This is a genomic window from Micromonospora globosa, assembly GCF_000717585.1.
Taxonomy (GTDB): domain Bacteria; phylum Actinomycetota; class Actinomycetes; order Mycobacteriales; family Micromonosporaceae; genus Micromonospora; species Micromonospora aurantiaca.
The window spans coordinates 157,309-173,825 of sequence record NZ_JNZR01000018.1 but is presented as its reverse complement, the minus strand read 5'-3'; the positions used below and the strand labels follow the sequence as shown (position 1 = coordinate 173,825).

At 73.5% G+C, this 16,517-nt stretch carries 16 protein-coding genes; 11 read left to right on the top strand and 5 right to left on the bottom strand.

Annotation, left to right across the window (positions count from 1 at the left end; genetic code table 11):
• Window positions 1-16 precede the first annotated feature (16 nt).
• Both IF06_RS0118120 and IF06_RS0118115 read left to right on the top strand, forming a co-directional pair.
• Window positions 17-985 (top strand): daunorubicin resistance protein DrrA family ABC transporter ATP-binding protein, encoded by a 969-nt coding sequence (locus tag IF06_RS0118120; RefSeq protein WP_030272383.1) that lies wholly within the window; start codon window positions 17-19, stop codon window positions 983-985.
• Entirely contained in the window at window positions 982-1,791 is an 810-nt protein-coding gene (locus IF06_RS0118115; RefSeq protein ID WP_030272381.1) for an ABC transporter permease, read from the top strand. Before IF06_RS0118120 ends, IF06_RS0118115 begins: the two co-directional genes overlap by 4 nt.
• Window positions 1,792-1,832: 41 nt before the next feature.
• Here the strand turns inward: IF06_RS0118115 and helR are convergent, their stop codons facing one another.
• Entirely contained in the window at window positions 1,833-4,004 is a 2,172-nt protein-coding gene (gene helR, locus IF06_RS0118110) for an RNA polymerase recycling motor ATPase HelR (RefSeq protein WP_084588825.1), read from the bottom strand.
• A 224-nt stretch (window positions 4,005-4,228) separates the two neighbouring features.
• Here helR and IF06_RS0118105 point away from each other — a divergent pair, with 224 nt between their 5' ends.
• The 3 genes from IF06_RS0118105 to IF06_RS32190 all read left to right on the top strand — a co-directional run bounded on the left by IF06_RS0118105 (window position 4,229) and on the right by IF06_RS32190 (window position 5,817).
• Window positions 4,229-5,020, top strand: a complete 792-nt coding sequence (locus IF06_RS0118105; protein WP_013286232.1) for a TetR/AcrR family transcriptional regulator — start codon at window positions 4,229-4,231, stop codon at window positions 5,018-5,020.
• A 68-nt stretch (window positions 5,021-5,088) separates the two neighbouring features.
• Window positions 5,089-5,622 (top strand): flavin reductase family protein, encoded by a 534-nt coding sequence (locus IF06_RS0118100; protein ID WP_013286233.1) that lies wholly within the window; start codon window positions 5,089-5,091, stop codon window positions 5,620-5,622.
• A 21-nt stretch (window positions 5,623-5,643) separates the two neighbouring features.
• On the top strand, window positions 5,644-5,817 hold the full coding sequence (locus tag IF06_RS32190) for an NIPSNAP family protein (RefSeq protein WP_222434143.1): 174 nt from the start codon (window positions 5,644-5,646) through the stop codon (window positions 5,815-5,817).
• Between the two features lie 17 nt (window positions 5,818-5,834).
• Here the strand turns inward: IF06_RS32190 and IF06_RS0118090 are convergent, their stop codons facing one another.
• Complete coding sequence (locus IF06_RS0118090) at window positions 5,835-6,839, bottom strand: helix-turn-helix transcriptional regulator (protein WP_030272377.1); 1,005 nt, start codon at window positions 6,837-6,839, stop codon at window positions 5,835-5,837.
• Between the two features lie 85 nt (window positions 6,840-6,924).
• On the opposite strand from IF06_RS0118090, the gene IF06_RS0118085 reads away from it, so the two are divergent.
• Together IF06_RS0118085 and IF06_RS0118080 are read left to right on the top strand one after the other, a co-directional pair.
• Window positions 6,925-7,503, top strand: coding sequence for a DinB family protein (locus tag IF06_RS0118085; RefSeq protein WP_036311075.1), 579 nt, complete (start codon window positions 6,925-6,927; stop codon window positions 7,501-7,503).
• A gap of 20 nt (window positions 7,504-7,523) precedes the next feature.
• On the top strand, window positions 7,524-8,615 hold the full coding sequence (locus IF06_RS0118080; protein WP_030272374.1) for a winged helix DNA-binding domain-containing protein: 1,092 nt from the start codon (window positions 7,524-7,526) through the stop codon (window positions 8,613-8,615).
• A gap of 36 nt (window positions 8,616-8,651) precedes the next feature.
• Here the strand turns inward: IF06_RS0118080 and IF06_RS0118075 are convergent, their stop codons facing one another.
• Complete coding sequence (locus IF06_RS0118075; protein ID WP_030272372.1) at window positions 8,652-9,860, bottom strand: MalY/PatB family protein; 1,209 nt, start codon at window positions 9,858-9,860, stop codon at window positions 8,652-8,654.
• Between the two features lie 34 nt (window positions 9,861-9,894).
• Here IF06_RS0118075 and IF06_RS0118070 point away from each other — a divergent pair, with 34 nt between their 5' ends.
• Window positions 9,895-10,464 carry a GNAT family N-acetyltransferase gene (locus tag IF06_RS0118070; RefSeq protein ID WP_030272370.1) on the top strand — a complete coding sequence of 190 codons (570 nt, stop codon included), beginning with the start codon at window positions 9,895-9,897 and terminating at the stop codon, window positions 10,462-10,464.
• 53 nt (window positions 10,465-10,517) lie between these two features.
• Here the strand turns inward: IF06_RS0118070 and IF06_RS0118065 are convergent, their stop codons facing one another.
• Window positions 10,518-11,339 (bottom strand): MOSC domain-containing protein, encoded by an 822-nt coding sequence (locus IF06_RS0118065; protein WP_030272368.1) that lies wholly within the window; start codon window positions 11,337-11,339, stop codon window positions 10,518-10,520.
• Between the two features lie 10 nt (window positions 11,340-11,349).
• Window positions 11,350-12,978 carry an acyl-CoA dehydrogenase family protein gene (locus IF06_RS0118060; protein ID WP_030272367.1) on the bottom strand — a complete coding sequence of 543 codons (1,629 nt, stop codon included), beginning with the start codon at window positions 12,976-12,978 and terminating at the stop codon, window positions 11,350-11,352.
• A gap of 178 nt (window positions 12,979-13,156) precedes the next feature.
• Between IF06_RS0118060 and IF06_RS0118055 the strand changes: the two genes are divergently transcribed.
• Genes IF06_RS0118055 through IF06_RS0118045 form a run of 3 tightly spaced genes read left to right on the top strand, consistent with a single transcriptional unit; the run spans window position 13,157 to window position 16,517 of the window.
• On the top strand, window positions 13,157-14,695 hold the full coding sequence (locus IF06_RS0118055; protein ID WP_030272365.1) for an ABC transporter substrate-binding protein: 1,539 nt from the start codon (window positions 13,157-13,159) through the stop codon (window positions 14,693-14,695).
• A complete protein-coding gene (locus IF06_RS0118050; protein WP_030272363.1) occupies window positions 14,695-15,639 on the top strand; it encodes an ABC transporter permease in 945 nt (314 codons plus the stop codon). The genes IF06_RS0118055 and IF06_RS0118050 overlap by 1 nt, the downstream gene beginning before the upstream one ends.
• A complete protein-coding gene (locus tag IF06_RS0118045) occupies window positions 15,636-16,517 on the top strand; it encodes an ABC transporter permease (RefSeq protein ID WP_013476858.1) in 882 nt (293 codons plus the stop codon). The genes IF06_RS0118050 and IF06_RS0118045 overlap by 4 nt, the downstream gene beginning before the upstream one ends.

Genomic DNA, 16,517 nt, shown 5'->3' with positions numbered 1-16,517 from the left:
CGGAGGGGGCACAGTCGTGGAACATGCGATCCTGGCGGAGGGCCTGCGCAAGCGATACGGGGACACCGCCGCGCTCGACGGATTCGACCTGCGGGTGCGACCGGGCACCGTGTGCGGGCTGCTCGGCCCGAACGGGGCGGGCAAGACCACAGCCGTCCGCATCCTGGCCACGCTGCTGCGCTTCGACGCCGGGCGGGCCGAGGTCGCCGGCTTCGACGTGGCGGGACAGGCCGACCGGGTGCGCCACCGCATCGGTCTGGTCGGGCAGCACCCCGCTGTGGACGAGGCACTGAGCGGGCGGGAGAACCTGGTGATCTTCGGCCGCCTGTTCCACCTGGACCGGGCCGGGGCGAGGCGGCGCGCCACCGAACTGCTCGACCGGTTCGGGCTCGCCGACGCCGGCGGGCGGCCGGTACGCACGTACTCCGGTGGCATGCGCCGCCGCCTCGACCTGGCCGCCGGGATGATCCTCGCGCCGTCGGTGCTGTTCCTCGACGAGCCGACCACGGCGCTGGACCCGCGCGGGCGCAACGAGGTGTGGGAGGCGGTACGCGACCTGGTACGCGGCGGCACCACGGTGCTGCTGACCACGCAGTACCTGGACGAGGCCGACCAGCTCGCCGACCGCGTCTGCGTGCTCGACGCCGGCCGGGTGATCGCCGAGGGCACACCTGACGCGCTCAAGTCCCGCCTCGGCGGCGACCGGATCGAACTGGTCGTCCGCGACGCCGCCGACCTGGCCACAGCCGTCGGGCGGTTGCGCGCCGTCGCCCTTGCCGAACCGGCAGTCGATCCGGACCGCCGGGCGGCCAGCGCCCAGGTCGGCGACCGGGCGGGCGCGCTGACCGAGGTGCTGCGCGCGCTGGACGCCGACGGCGTGGACGTGGCCGACGTGGCGTTGCGGCGGCCCACACTGGACGAGGTGTTCCTCCAGCTCACCGGCGCGCCGTCCGCCGCTCGGACCGGTGTGGAGGTGACCGCGTGACAGCGACCGTGACCCCGGCCCGGCGCGCGTCGCTGGCCGGTGACGGCCTGACGCTGACCGGGCGTGCGCTGGCGCACTGGCGGCGCGAGCCCGGCCCGCTGGTCGGCTCGCTGGGCTTCGACATCCTGATGGTGCTGATGTTCGCGTACCTGTTCGGCGGCGCGCTCCAGGTGCCCGGCGGCGGCAGCTACCGCGAGTTCCTGATGCCCGGCATGTTCGCCATGACGATGGTCTTCGGCATCAGCATGACCACCATGGCGGTCTCGACGGACCTGGAGCGCGGCGTCACCGACCGGCTGCGGTCCATGCCGGTGTCCCGGCTGGCCCCGCTGCTCGGCCGCGCGGTCGCCGACCTGATGTTCGCGGTGGTGACGCTCGCCGTCATGCTGCTCGTCGGCCTGGCCGTCGGGTGGCGGGCGCGCGGCGACCTCGGTGACACGCTCGCCGCGTTCGGGCTGATCCTGCTGCTGCGGTTCGCGCTGGTCTGGGTGGGCGTCTTCCTCGGCCTGACCGTGAAGGGGCAGAGTGCGGTCACGGCCGTGCAGACGCTGGAGTTCCCGCTGGGCTTCCTGTCCAGCGCGTTCGTGGCGCCGTCCACGATGCCCGCGTGGCTGGGTGCGGTCGCCGAGTGGAACCCGCTGTCCGCGACCGTCGGGGCCACCCGGGAGCTGTTCGGCAACCCCGGGTGGGGCGGCGACTCGTGGGTGGCAGCGCATTACCCGCTGCTGGCGGTGCTCTGGCCGCTGGCGCTGGTCGCGGTGTTCCTGCCGCTGTCGCTGCGCCGCTACCGGGCGCTGAGCCGCTGAACCGGGCCCGGGGGCGGCCGTGCGCCGCCCCCGGGACGCGGTCACGGCCCGGTGAGGACGACCAGTTCGCCGGTCGCGCGGGTCATCGCGACGTACCGGTCCACCGTGCCGGAGATCCCGTCGCCGAACGACTCCGGGTCGACCAGCACCACCAGGTCGAACTCCAGTCCCTTGGCCAGCTCCGGGGTCAGCGACCGGACCCGCTCCGAGGCCGGGAACGCCGGATCGCCGATGACGCACGCGACGCCCTCGGGATGGTCGGCGAGCCAGCCGTCCACCACCGCGCCCAGCTCCGCGCGGGCGCCGTACCGCACCGGGGCGCCGTCGCGGATGGACGTGGGTACGTTGGCATCAGGGAGCACGGCCCGGATCACCGGTTCGGCCGCCGCCATCACCTGCGCCGGAGTGCGGTAGTTGACGGTGAGCGTGGCCACCTCGACCCGGTCGAAGCCGGCCCGCGTCAGCCGCTGCGGCCACGACTCGGTGAACCCGTGCCGCGCCTGCGCCCGGTCACCGACCACTGTGAAGCTGCGCGACGGGCAGCGCGCCAGCAGCATCTGCCACTGCGCGTCGGTCAGCTCCTGCGCCTCGTCCACCACGACGTGCGCGAACGGCCCGGCCAGCAGGTCCGGATCGGTCACGCTCAATGCGCTGGAGTCGACCAGGCTGGTTCGCATGTCCTCGCCGTACAGCATGGTCATCAGACCCTCGCCGTCGTCGTAGGCGTGCGACGCGATCAGCGCGTCGACCACCGTGTCCATCTCGGCGCGCTGCGCGGCCAGCACCGCCTCGTCGCGGCGCCGCCGCAGCGACGCCTCCGGGTCGCCGACGCGGCGCCGGGCCGCGTCCAGCCACGGCAGGTCGGCGACAGTCCAGGCCCGGGCGTCGGGCCGCCGCAGCGTACGGATCTCCTCGACGCTCAGCCAGGGCGCGCACCGGCGCAGGTAGGCCGGCACCGACCACAGGTCGGCCACCACGTCGAGCGGGTCCAGCAGCGGCCACGCCCGGCCGAACGCGGTGACCAGCTCCCGGTCGCGCGCCAGCGCCCGGCGCACCGCCTCCTCCGGCTCGTCGCCGCGGTACTTCTCCACCAGGATCGTGAGCAGTTCCTCCCACACGTCGTCGCGGGCCTCGTTGTGCGGGACGCCCGGTCCGGCCGCCTCGAACGCCGTCGTCCAGTCGTCGGCGGTCAGCCGCAGCTCGCCGTCCCCGACGCCGACTGTCATCCCGGTCGCGGGCGGCTCCTCGTAGAACCGGACCGCGGCGTCGACCGCCCGCACCGTGTCCGCGGACGCCTTCAGCCGGGCCACCTCCGGGTCGGTCTCCGGCGCCGCCGTCGCGCCCTCGGGCACCAGGTCGGCGAGCGTGCAGATCTGCACGTCCTCCTCACCCAGGCTGGGCAGCACGTCCGACACGTAGTTCAGGTACGGCTGGTGCGGCCCCACCACCAGCACCCCGCCCCGGCGCTCGCCCAGCCGCGGGTCGGCGTGCAGCAGGTACGCGGTCCGGTGCAGCGCCACCACCGTCTTGCCGGTGCCGGGGCCGCCGTCGACCACCAGCGCGCCCCGCGACCCGGCCCGGATGATCGCGGCCTGGTCGGCCTGGATGGTGCCGAGCACGTCGCGCATCCGCGCCGACCGGGTCGCGCCCAGGCTGGCGATGAACGCCGACTGGTCGTCGAGCGCGGCGTGCCCGGCCAGGCCGTCGGCGGTGAACACCTCGTCCCAGTAGTCGGTGATCCGCCCTCGGCTCCACCGGTACCGGCGGCGGCTGACCAGGCCCATCGGGTCGGCGTGGGTGGCGCCGAAGAACGGCTCGGCGGCGGGGGAGCGCCAGTCCAGCAGCAGCCGGCCGCCCGCGCCGTCGGTCAGGCCGAGCCGGCCCACGTACACCGGTTCGCCGCCGTCCGCGCCGACCATCCGGCCCAGGCACAGGTCCAGGCCGTAACGGCGCAGCGTACGCAGGCGCGCGCTCAGCCGCCGGACCTCCTGGTCCCGGTCGACCGCCTGCCGGCCCCGGCCGCCCGCGGCCCGGCGCGTCGCGTCGAGCCGGTCGGTCAACTCGGCGATCGAACGGTGCAGGTTGTCCGCGATGGCGGCGAAGTGCCGCTCGTCGGCGGCGATCAGGTCCGGGCCGGCCTTCGCCGACAGACGCTCGGGAAGATCGAAAACGCTCGTGGCAGGCAGATTCAACTCGTCTCCGATCACGGGCACGGCCGAGCCTCCGCTCTTCGCGGCTTTTCGAATGCCTCGGCAATGGGTTACGGCCGGCAATTGTGCGCCCTCACCCGGGTCTTGCGGCAAGACCGGGGGTGCGCTATATGTTGGTAGTGGCGGGAGAACCCGCCATTCTTTTTGCGCGAACAATTCTCGGGCTCCCCTTTTCCGGCGTCCCGCCGACCGCCGGTGACCGGCGTGGCCGGTAGGATGACGGCACCATGTCGAAGGAGCGCCGGCGCAAGGCCGATCCCGCCCGCAGCCTGGCCCTTCTCTGGCGCACCCAGGAGCCGGCCAGCCGCGGCGCCGGTCCCGCCCTGAGCGTCGACCGGATCGTGCGCACCGCGATCGAGATCGCCGACGCCGACGGCATCGACGCGCTCACCATGCGCCGGGTCAGCGAGGCGCTCGGCGTGGGCACCATGTCCGTCTACACGTACGTGCCGGGTAAGGCGGAACTGCTCGACGTCATGGTGGACGCCGTCCTCGGTGACCTGCCGCGCCCGTCCGACGTGCCGGGTGGCTGGCGGGGGCGGCTGGAACGCGTCGCGCGGGACAACCTCGCCCTCTACCGGGCCCACCCGTGGCTGCTGCGCGCCGAGACCACCCGGCCGGTGCTCGGCCCGAACGTGCTCGCCAAGTACGACTACGAACTGCACGCCGTCGCGGACATCGGGCTGGACGACGTGGAGATGGACGCGGTGCTCACGCTCGTGCTGGGGCACGCCAAGAACGCGGCCCGGGTCGCGCTGGACGTGGCCGAGCTGGAACGTGAGACCGGGATGACCGACGACCAGTGGTGGCAGACGCACGGGCCCTGGCTGGAGAAGTTCATGACCGCCGGCAGCTTCCCGCTCGCCGCGCGGGTCGGCACCGCGGCCGGCATGGCGCACGGCGCGGCGTACGGGCCGGACCACGCCTTCGAGTTCGGTCTTCAGCGTGTGCTCGACGGCATCTCGGTGGTGGTGGCCGACCGTGCCGCTGGTGGGCCGGAGCCCGGGAAGACCTTGTAATCCTACTGGATGGGTAGGAAACTCTCCCTGGGGTCGACGATCCCCGTCGTACACCTTGGAGGAACACCGTGACCGAGCCTGCCGACACCCCGGTCGACGCCGACGCCGACGCGCTGCGGACGCTGCTGCGGCACCAGGCCAGCACCGTCACAGTGGTCACCGCCGCCGGTCCGCCCGCGGCCGGGTTCACCGCCACCTCGTTCACCGCGGTGTCGCTGCGGCCGCCGATCGTCTCGTTCTGCCTGGACCGGGGCTCGTCGAGCTGGCCGGTGGTGTCCCGGGCCCGGCACGTCGGCGTGCACCTGCTCGGGCACGGCCAGCACGAGATGGCCCGGACGTTCGCCACCAGCGGGATCGACCGGTTCGCCGAGCCGACCCGCTGGCGGCCCGGCCCGGAAGGGGTGCCGGTCCTCGACGACACGCTGGCCTGGCTGCTCTGCCGGGTGGTGGACCGGGTTGTCGTCGGGGACCACGCCGTCGTGCTGGCCGAACCGGAGCTGCTGCGGCACGCCGACGTCGGCTCGCCGTTGCTCTACCACAGGGGGCGGTACGCCGGCCTGGCCGACACGACCGACCCCGGTGGCCGCCGCTCCGCCGCCTGACCGGCCGCCGCTATCGTGGCCGTGATCACCTGCGTCGTGCACTACACGATCGACAGCCTGACGGCGTACGAGCAGTACCGGGCCCGGCTCGGTGTGGACCCCGAGTTCGTCGCCGCCGACCGGATCCGCGAGGAGTCGGGCTGTGTCCTGCGGTACGAGCGCACGTTCATGCGCCCGCTCCTGCCCACCGACTGACGCCCCGGCCGGCCCGGCTACCGAGGCGGGTTCGGGCCCTCTGCCGCTGCGGCGTAACGGCGGGCCAGGCGCGCGAACGCCTCGCGCAGCTCCGGCGGCCCGACCACCTCGATGTCGGCGTCGTACCGGCCGAGCACGGCGGCCAGCCCGGCCCACGACCAGGCGCCCAACACGAGCCGACAGCGGTCCGGGCCCAGTTCCTCGACGATCCCGTCGCGCGTCCACCCGGACACCACGCGGGCGGGCAGGTCGAGGATCACCTCGCCCCGGCAGGGCCAGTCGCCCGGCCCGGTGGCGCCCTTGAACCGGCCGGCGACGTACGCGGCCACGTCCCCGCCGGGCAGCTCGCGGGGCGTGAACCGGGGGCCGGTGGGCGTACGCGGGCTGATCCGGTCGACCCGGAACGTGCGCCAGTCGACGCGGTCGAGATCCCAGGCGACGAGGTACCAGCGCCCACCCCAGGTGACCAGGTGATGCGGCTGCACCCGGCGCGGCGGCCGGCCCGCGACCGGCGGCGTCGTCGACACCGACTCGTAGTCGAAGCGCAGCTCCTCGCGGGCGTGCACGGCGGCGCTCAACGTCATCAGCAGCGCCGGTTCCACCCGGTGCCGGGAGGGCGTATCGGCGCGTTGCACGTCGACCACCCGCAGCGCGTCCACCCGGTGCCGCAGCCGCGCCGGCATCACCTGCCGCACAGTGGTCAGCGCCCGCGCCGCCGCCTCCTCGATGCCGGTCACCCCGCCGGCGGCGGTCTGCAACGCCACTGTGAGCGCGACCGCCTGCTCGTCGTCGAAGAGCAGCGGCGGGAGCGCCGAGCCGGCGCCCAGCCGGTAGCCGCCGTCCGGCCCCTTGGCGCTCTCGATCGGATAGCCCAGCTCGCGCAGCCGGTCGACGTCGCGGCGCACGGTTCGCGGGCTGACCCGCAGCCGTTCGGCGAGCAGCGACCCGGGCCAGTCGCGTCGCGCCTGCAACAGGGACAGCAGGGAGAGCAGCCGGGCGGAAGTCTTCGGCACGCCACGCATTCTGCCGCGAGAAGAGGACACTTCCTGACCGCTATGCCTGCGAGGGTGGACCCGTACCCGATCAGGACCGGAAGGAACGATGACGATGACCGGCACCACCACGACCCCCACCACCCTGGACGCCGAGCGGACCGACCTGCTGGCCGAGCTCGCCGAGGCCCGGAACATGCTGATCAACACGGTGCGCGGCCTCACCGACGAGCAGGCCGCGCAGAAGCCGACTGTCAGCGCGCTCTGCCTGGGCGGCCTGATCAAGCACGTCGCATCCACCGAGGAGGCGTGGCTGCGGTTCGTGGTCGAGGGCCCTTCGGCGATGTCATTCGCCATGCCCGAGGGCGTCACCTGGGAGGACTTCATGTCCGGGCAGGCCCGCGAGCTGCCGCAGTGGGCGATCGAGCGGGGACGGGACTTCCAGATGCTGCCCGAGGACACGCTGCCGGCCATCCTGGACCGGTACGCCCGCATCGCCGCCCGTACCGAGGAGATCGTGGCCGGCGTCGAGGACCTGTCGGCGACCTGGCCGGTGCCGGACGCGCCGTGGAACGAGCCCGGTTCGGTCCGCAGCATCCGGCGGGTGCTGATCCACGTCATCGCCGAGACCACCCAGCACGCCGGGCACGCCGACATCCTGCGCGAGAGCATCGACGGGCAGACCACCACCTGAGCGGGCCGGAGACCGCAGCGATGACAGTGCTCGACCAGTTGATGCTCAACCGGGCCACGCTCGCCCGGCAACTGCTGCTGGAGCGCGCCGACCTGCCGGTGGCGGACGCCGTGACGCACCTGTGCGGGTTGCAGGCCCAGGAGCCGCAGGAGCCGTATGTCGGGCTCTGGTCGCGGCTGCGGGCCTTCGACCCGGCGGTCCTGTCGGACCTGCTGGTGCGCCGCCGCCTGGTGCGTACCCACCTCATGCGCCGCACCGTGCACCTGCTCGCCGCGGACGACGTGCTGACCTGGCGGTCCCGGCACGACGCGATGCTGCGGCAGCGGGTGCTGGGCGTCTACCGCGGCGAGTTCGACGGGGTCGACCTCGACGAACTCGCCGCGGCGGCCCGGGAGGTCCTGGCCGACGGCGAGCCGCGCACCACCGCCGAGATCGTGGGGGCGCTCACCGCGCGCTGGCCGGAGACCGACCGGCGGGCGCTCGGCGAGATCGTGCTCGCTCTCGTGCCGGCCGTGCAGGCCCCGCCGCGCGGACTGTGGCGGACCACCGCCGGCGTCCGTACCGTCGCTCTGGCCCGGTGGCTGGGCCGCGACGCCGACCCGCCCGGTCCGGACGGCGACGACCTGGCCGGGCGGGCGCTGGTGCGGCGCTACCTGGCCGCGTTCGGTCCGGCCGCGTCGGCGGACCTGCGCGCCTGGTGCGGCCTCGCCGGGCTGCCCGCGGCGGTGGCGGCGGTCCGCGACGAGCTGGTGGCCTTCCGGGACGCGCGCGGCCGCACGCTGCTGGACCTGCCCGGCGCGCCCCGGCCCGACGCGGACACCCCCGCGCCGGTACGGTTCCTGCCCGCCTTCGACAACGCCGTGCTCGGCTACCACGACCGCAGCCGGATCATCGACGACGCCCACCGCAACCTCTCCGTCGCGGGTGCCCGGTTCGTGCTCGTCGACGGCCGGGTCGCCGCCACCTGGACGGTCGACGCGGGCGTCGTGGTGGTCACGCCGCTGCGCGCGTTGACCCGCGCCGAGCGCACGGCCGTCACCGCCGAGGGCGGCGCCGTGGCGTCGTTCCTGTCCGAGGGCGACAACCAGGGGGTACGCGTCGTCGCCCGTTGAGCCGCTGGTAAGGCGCGCGAGCGCGCTGGCCGCCGGTCAGGCGCGCGTCGCGCGGCCCATCCGGGTGACCGCCTCGGTAAGCACGGCGGGGGAGGTGGCGAAGTTGAGCCGCACGAACCCGGTGCCGCCGGAGCCGAAGACGTGCCCGGAGCTGAGCGCCACCCGGGCCCGGTCGAGGAACATCCGCGCCGGACCGGCCAGGTCGCTCGCCACGCCCGGTCCGTCGCCCGCCTCGGTGGGTACGCCGAGGCGCCGGCAGTCCAGCCAGGCCAGGTACGTGCCCTCGGGCGGCTGCCACGACACGGCCGGAAGGTGCTCGGCCAGCAGTGATCCGAGCAGCGCCCGGTTCGCGTCGAGGCCGTCGAGCAGCCGGTTGAGCCACGGCCCGCCGGCGCGGAACGCGGCGGTGTGCGCGAGCACCCCGAGGTGACTGGGACCGTGGCTGACCTCCTCCGGCATCCGCGCCAGGTCGTCCGCCGCGTCCGGCCCGGCGACCGCCAGCGCCGCCTTGAGCCCGGCCAGGTTCCACGCCTTCGACGCCGACAGCAGCGCGAACGCGTTCTCCGCGCCCGGCACCGTCAGGTACGGCGTGAACCGCGCGCCGGGCAGCGCCAACGGCGCGTGGATCTCGTCGGCCACCACCCGTACGTCGTGTCGCGCGGCCAGCTCGGCGACGGTGGCCAGCTCGTCGGGCCGGTGCACCACACCCGTCGGGTTGTGCGGGTTGCAGAGCAGGAACGCCGGCCGCTCGCCGATCGCGCGGGCTCGGCGGAACGCCTCCTCCAGCGCAGCCGGGTCGAGCCGCAGGTCCGCGCCGAGCGGCGCCTCGAGGACCTGCCGGCCGGCGTTGGCGACGAACGCGTAGAACGGCGGGTAGACCGGGGGAGTGACCACCACCGCGTCGCCCGGGCCGGTGACCAGGCGCAGTACCTCGACCGTACCCATCATCACGTCCGGCACCAGCGTGGTCCGGCCGACCGGGAAGTCGGCCCAGCCCCACCGCTGCGCGGCGAAACCGCCGACCGCCTCGGCGTACCCGGTGCCGAACGCGTAGCCGGTGTCGCCCAGCTCGACCGCCCGGCGCAGCGCCTCGGCCACCGGCGGCGCGAGCGGCACGTCCTGCTCGGCCACCCACAGCGGCAGCACGTCCGGCGGGTGCAGCCGCCACTTCACACTGGTGCGCTGCCGGAGCTGGTCGAGCGTGAGCTGGGTGAGCGGATTGCCCTCGTCGGCGGAAACGACCATGCGGCCCACACTAGGTTCCTCCTACCATCGCCCGATGACCCACCCGGCGTACCCGCTGCGCACGCCCCGGCTGCTGCTGCGCCCGGTCACGCTCGGCGACCTGGACGACGTGCACGCCTGGCAGCGCCGCCCGGACGTGGTCCGCTGGATGGCCGGTGCCGCGCCGCGTACCCGGGCGGAGTCCCTGTCGTCGGTGACCGCGATGGCCGACGAGGACGCGCTGCGCGCGGAGGGCGACTGCCTGACGCTCGCCGTGGTGCGCGAAGCGCGGGTGATCGGCGCGGTCGAGCTGGTGTGGCGCAGCGCGGCGGACCGCACCGCCGAGCTGGGGTACGTGTTCCACCCCGGCCACGGCGGCCGGGGGCTGGCCACGGAGGCGGCCGGCGCGCTGCTGGACTGGGGTTTCGGCGGGTTCGGTCTGCACCGGGTGGTGGCCCGCTGCCACGCGGACAACGAGCCGTCGGCCCGCCTGATGGCCCGGCTCGGCATGCGGCGGGAGGCACGGCACGTGCGCAGCTACCGGTTCCGGGACGGCTGGGCCGACCAACTCGTCTACGCGATCCTGGCGGACGAGTGGCGGTCCCGGCCGGTCAGGTCGGGCTGACCGCGCTCAGTCCACCCGCCCCGGCGAGCAGCACGGTGTCGAACGGCGGGCGGTCATGTCGCCTCGCATTCGTCGCCGGCCCGGATCTCGCCGGTGCTCAGCGGGACCAGGCGGACGCCGAACCACGTCTTGCCGTCGTAGCGCCGGTGCCGGGCCAGCGTGCGGATCGGCTCCTTCCCGGTCGCGAGCGTCTCCGGGTCGATGAGCGTCACCGAGCAGCGGTCGCAGCGTTCGGACACCCGGAAGTCGACGGCGCCGATGCGTACCCTGCTCCAGCCGTCCTCGGCGAACGGTTCGAACGGCCCGTCCAGCACCACAGTCGGGCGGAACCGGGCCATCGCCGGCGGCTCCGGCGCGGGCTCGCCGCGTTCCAGCGCGCCCTCGACGATCCAGTCCCGCAGCCGCCGCAGCGACGGCGCCGTGGCGACCAGCAGCGGCCCGGCGTCGGACAGGTTCAGCGGATCGCCGGGCCCACCGCCGTGCTCGGCCGACATCGGCCGGCGGCGCGGATCGTCCAGCCAGGCCAGCCGTACGGGCCGGCCCAGCCGCGCGGACAGCCAGTCGTGTGCCTCGTCGGCGGCGAGCCGGACCGTGTCCAGCCGGGACACGTCCGTGGCGACCGGCGGCCCGTCCACCGGCTCGGCGACTGTCAGCGACGACCCGTCGCGGGCGGTGAGCGTGATCGACCCGGAGCCGGGCGCGGCGGTCAGGCCGAGCAGTGCCGGCAGGGCGGTCGAGCCCAGTTTGCGGCCGTCGGGGCGCAGCACCAGCCAGCGGCGGTCGTGACGCAACCCCCACGGCTGGACATCGGCCCGGTCGACGTCGACGCCGCCGAGGGACTTGACCGGATACAGGTGTACCGAGGCGAGTCGCATCACCACACCCTCAGCCGATCTTGGGAGTGGCGCGGTCGATGATCGCGGCGAGGTCCAGTCCGCCCGGCAGCGTCCCGTACGCCTGCCCGTGGTCGCCGTCGAGCCGGGACGCGCAGAACGCGTCGGCGACCGCCGGGTGGCCGTGGCGCACCAGCAGCGAGCCCTGGAGCACCAGCGCCAGCCGCTCGACCACCCGCCGGGCGCGCAGCTCCAGGTCGGTGTGGTCGGCCAGTTCGTCGCGCACCCGGCGCACCGCGGCGTCCAGCCGGGCGTCCGCGCCGGCCGCGGCGGCCACCTCCGCCTCGTACGCGGCGAGCACCTGCGGTTCCCGGGTGAGCGCGCGCAGCACGTCGAGCGCGGCGACGTTGCCGGAGCCCTCCCAGATCGAGTTCAGTGGCGACTCGCGGAACAGCCGCGGCATGCCGGACTCCTCCACGTAGCCGTTGCCGCCCAGGCACTCCAGCGCCTCGGCGGCGTGTCCCGGCCAGCGCTTGCACACCCAGTACTTGCCGACGGCGAGGGCGAGGCGCTTGAACGCCGTCTCGCCGTCGTCGCCGCGCGCGGACCGGTCGGTCGCGCCGGCCAGCCGGACCATCAGGACGGTGGCCGCCTCGGACTCCACCGCCAGGTCGGCCAGCACGTTGCGCATCAGCGGCTGGTCGGCCAGGTAGTCGCCGAACGCCCGCCGGTGGGTGGCGTGGTGCACGGCTGTGGTCACGCCGTGGCGCATCCCGGCCGCCGCGCCGATCACGCAGTCGAGCCGGGTCAGGTTGACCATGTCGATGATGGTGCGCACGCCCCGGCCCTCGTCGCCGACGCGCCACGCCACCGCGTGCTCGTACTCGACCTCGGCGGAGGCGTTGGAGCGGTTGCCGAGCTTGTCCTTGAGCCGCATCAGCCGCATCGGGTTGCGGGTGCCGTCGGGCAGCACCCGGGGGACCAGGAAGCAGGTGAGGCCGCCGGGCGCCTGGGCGAGGGTGAGGAACAGGTCGCACATGGGCGCCGAGGTGAACCACTTGTGCCCGACGAGCCGGTAGCTGCCGTCCGGCTCGGGCCGGGCCGTGGTGGTGTTGGCGCGGACGTCCGAGCCGCCCTGCTTCTCGGTCATCGACATGCCGGCGAGCAGGCCGCGCTTGGTCTGCGGCGAGCGCAGCCCGAAGTCGTACTCGCGGGTGGTGAGCAGCGGCTCGTACCGGGCGGCCAGGTCCGGGCTGTGCCGCAGCGCGGGCACCGCCGCGTAGGTCATCGAGATCGGGCAGCCGTGCCCGGCGTCGGGCCGCCACAGGTAGAAGCCGGCGGCCCGGGCCACGTGCGCGCCCGGCCGGTCGTCGGCCCACGGCGCGGCGTGCAGGCCGTGACCGACGGCGGTACGCATCAGCTCGTGCCAGGACGGGTGGAACTCCACCTCGTCGATGCGGTGGCCGTACCGGTCGTGGGTGCGCAGCACCGGCGGGTGCTCGTTGGCGAGCCGACCGTGCTCGGCTGCCTCCTCGCCACCGGCGAGCCGGCCCAGCTCGTGCAGCCCGGGCAGCGCCCAGCCGGCGCCCTCGCGGGCCACGCCGTCGCGCAGCGCCGGGTCGTCGGCGGTGTCGTGGCCGACCATCGGCGGGACCTGGTTGACGACCTCGTGTGTGGTCACGGCGGCAACTCCCAGCGCTGGTGGCGGATCGGGTCGGGGCCCGGATTGAACCACCGTTCACTCCGCACCGGCAAGCGGCGGTCGACCAGTCACTTTGGCGGTATTCGTTGACATCATCCCGCTCGGGGAGAAGACTCGCCGAAACTTTCTTTTGTCCGGGAAGTGGCTAGGGGGGCCTGTGTCCAGGAAAAAGCTCGGTGTGCTCGGTGCCGCACTCACACTGACAGTCGGCGTCCTGTCCGGATGCACCGGCGGCGAGGCGGTCGACGTCGGTGGCGGGGGGAACGCCGGCGGCGCCGGTGGTGTCCTCAACGCCGCGATCGGCGGCGAGCCGGACCAGCTCGACCCGCACAAGACCTCGGCGTACTACAGCTTCCAGGTGCTGGAGAACGTCTACGACACGCTCGTCGAGCCGGACGCCGACCTCAAGATGGTGCCGTCGCTGGCGACGAAGTGGACCACCAGCGACGACCAGCTCACCTGGACGTTCACGCTGCGCGAGGGCGTCACGTTCTCCGACGGGTCGCCGCTGACCTCCGAGGACGTCGTCTACTCGTACGAGCGGATCATCAAGGAGAAGCTGAACAACGCGTACAAGTTCGCCACCGTCAAGTCGGTCACCGGGCCCGACCCGGCCACAGTGGTGGTGACGCTGAGCGCGCCCACGCCGAACCTGCTGGCGAACCTCGGCGGTTTCAAGGGCGTGGCGATCGTGGAGAAGTCCAACGTCGAGTCCGGCAAGGTGAAGACCGCGCCGGTCGGCAGCGGCCCGTTCAAGGTGGCCGGCTACACCTCCGGCGACAGCGTCAAGCTGGTCCGCAACGACTCGTACTGGGGGGAGAAGCCGAAGCTGGACGGCGTCACGTTCACCTTCGTCAAGGACCCCACGGTGGCGTTGCAGAACCTGCGCAGCGGCCAGGTCCAGTGGACCGACAACCTGCCGCCCCAGCAGGTGAAGTCGTTGCAGGACGGCGACGACCCGGTGGTGAAGTCGGCGGCCTCCACCGACTACTGGTACGTGGCGCTCAACGAGGCCCGCAAGCCGTTCGACAACCCCGAGGTGCGGCGCGCCATCGGCTACGCGCTGGACCGCGAGGCGATCACCAAGGCGGCCAAGTTCGGGCTCGCCACCGTCAACCAGACCGCCATCCCGAAGGCCAGCGCGTTCTACTACGACTACGCGCCCTACAGCCACGACCCGGGCAAGGCGAAGCAGATGCTCGGCCAGGCCGGCGTGAGCAACCTGACCATGGACCTGATGGTCACCAGCGAGTACCCGGAGACGGTCACCGCCGCGCAGGTCATCGCCGCGCAGCTCAAGGACGTCGGCATCACCGTCAAGATCCGTACGCTGGACTTCGCCCAGTGGCTCGACGAGCAGGCCAAGGGCAACTTCGACGGGTTCATGCTGGGCTGGCTCGGCAACATCGACCCGGACGAGTTCTACTACGCCCAGCACCACAGCGGCGGCACCTTCAACTTCCACAAGTACAAGAACCCGGCGGTCGACAAGCTGCTCGACGACGCCCGTACCCAGACCGACCAGGGCGCCCGCAAGCAGGCGTACGAGCAGGCGGCGAAGCAGATCGTCGACGACGCCAGCTACCTCTACCTCTACAACCCGGACGTGGTGCAGGGCTGGTCGAAGAAGGTCTCCGGCTACGAGGTGCGCACCGACCGGGCGATCCGGTTCCGGTCGGTCGCCCTGGCGAAGTGATGGCCCGCTTCGTCCTGCGGCGGGTCCTCCAGTCGGCGGTCGTGCTGGTCGGCGTCACGCTCGTGGTGTTCCTGCTGCTGCAACTGGTGCCGGGCGACCCGGTCCGGGTGGCGCTCGGCACCCGGTTCGACCCGCAGACGTACGACGCGCTGCGCGAACGCGCCGGCCTCGACCAGCCGCTTCCGGTGCAGTACGCCAGCTACCTCGGGCACGCGCTCACCGGCGACCTGGGGGTCAGCTTCCGCACCGGCCAGCCGGTGAGCCAGATCGTGCTGGAACGGCTGCCCGCCACGCTGTCGCTGGCCGTCACCGCCGTGGTGTTCGCGCTACTGGTGGCGTTCCCGCTGGGCATCGTCGCGGCGGTACGCAGCGGCTCCGCGGTCGACCACGCCGCCCGCGTGTTCAGCCAGTTCGGCGTCTCCGTGCCGGACTTCTGGATGGGCATCATGGGCATCCTGCTGTTCGCCGGGGTGCTCGGCTGGCTGCCACCCTCGGGCTACGTGGCGCTGACCGACGACCCCGGCAGGTGGGCCACCCACGTGGCGCTGCCGGCGGTCACCGTCGGCCTGGTCACCGCGTCGATCCTCACCCGGTTCATCCGCTCCTCCGTGCTGGAGGTGCTCTCCGCCGACTACGTGCGGACCGCCGAGGCGAAAGGGCTGCGCAACCGGGTGGTGATCGTGCGGCACGTGCTGCGCAACGCGCTCATCCCGGTGGTCACTGTGGTCGCGGTGCAGCTCGCCAGCCTGCTCGGCGGCGTCATCGTGATCGAGGTGCTGTTCGCCTGGCCCGGCATCGGCCGGCTCACCTTCGACGCCGTGCAGGCCCGCGACTATCCCGTCCTGCAGGGCGCGGTGCTGCTCGTCGCAGCCCTGTTTCTGCTGGTCAACCTGCTGGTGGACATCCTCTACGCCCGCCTCGACCCGAGGATCACGGTCAAGTGAGCGCCACGACCGAGAGCACCGGACGCCGCGTCCTGGACGCGCTGCGCCGCGACCCGCTCGCCGTCGGCGGCACGATCGTGCTCGTACTGCTCGTGGTGGTCGGTGTGGCCGGCCCGTGGCTCGCGCCGGCCGGCGTCAACGACGTCGACGTGGACCAGATGCTGCGCCCACCCAGCGGCGCGCACCCGTTCGGCACCGACGAACTGGGCCGCGACGTGCTCAGCCGGGTGCTCGTCGCCGCCCGCGTGTCACTGCAGGTCGGCGCCGTCAGCGTCGGCATCGCGCTGGTCGCCGGCGTGACGCTCGGACTGTTCGCCGGCTACTACCGGGGCTGGCTGGACAGCGTGCTCATGCGCTGCATGGACGTGCTGTTCGCGTTCCCGGTGCTGCTGCTGGCGGTCGCCATCGTGGCGGTGCTCGGCCCCGGCCTGCTCACCGCCATGGTCGCCATCGGCGTGGTCTACACGCCCATCTTCGCCCGGATCACCCGCGCCGGCGTGCTCTCCGTACGCGAGCAGGTGTTCGTCCGGGCCGCCGTCTCCATCGGCGCGTCCGACCTGCGCATCATGCGCCGGCACGTGCTGCCGAACATCGCCGCGCCGCTGATCGTGCAGACGTCGCTGTCGCTGGCGTTCGCGATCCTCTCCGAGGCCGCGCTGTCCTTCCTCGGCCTCGGCATCCAGCCGCCCGCGCCGGCCTGGGGCCGGATGCTGTTCGACGGGCGCGGCTTCGTCACCGACGCGTGGTGGCTGGGCGTGTTCCCGGGCGCGGCGATCTTCCTCACCGTACTGGCGTTCAACCTGGTCGGCGACGCGCTGCGCGACGTGCTCGACCCGCGCCAGCTCACCCTGGGCGAGGCCCGCAGGAGCACCCCATGA

Bases quoted from the DNA above. Each gene is read 5' to 3' on its own strand.
- IF06_RS0118105 (WP_013286232.1), top strand. From the start codon at position 4,229: ATGTCGAAGGAGCGCCGGCGCAAGGCCGATCCCGCCCGCAGCCTGGCC.
- IF06_RS0118090 (WP_030272377.1), bottom strand. From the start codon at position 6,839: ATGCGTGGCGTGCCGAAGACTTCCGCCCGGCTGCTCTCCCTGCTGTCC.
- IF06_RS0118085 (WP_036311075.1), top strand. From the start codon at position 6,925: ATGACCGGCACCACCACGACCCCCACCACCCTGGACGCCGAGCGGACC.
- IF06_RS0118080 (WP_030272374.1), top strand. From the start codon at position 7,524: ATGACAGTGCTCGACCAGTTGATGCTCAACCGGGCCACGCTCGCCCGG.
- IF06_RS0118075 (WP_030272372.1), bottom strand. From the start codon at position 9,860: ATGGTCGTTTCCGCCGACGAGGGCAATCCGCTCACCCAGCTCACGCTC.
- IF06_RS0118070 (WP_030272370.1), top strand. From the start codon at position 9,895: ATGACCCACCCGGCGTACCCGCTGCGCACGCCCCGGCTGCTGCTGCGC.
- IF06_RS0118065 (WP_030272368.1), bottom strand. From the start codon at position 11,339: ATGCGACTCGCCTCGGTACACCTGTATCCGGTCAAGTCCCTCGGCGGC.
- IF06_RS0118050 (WP_030272363.1), top strand. From the start codon at position 14,695: ATGGCCCGCTTCGTCCTGCGGCGGGTCCTCCAGTCGGCGGTCGTGCTG.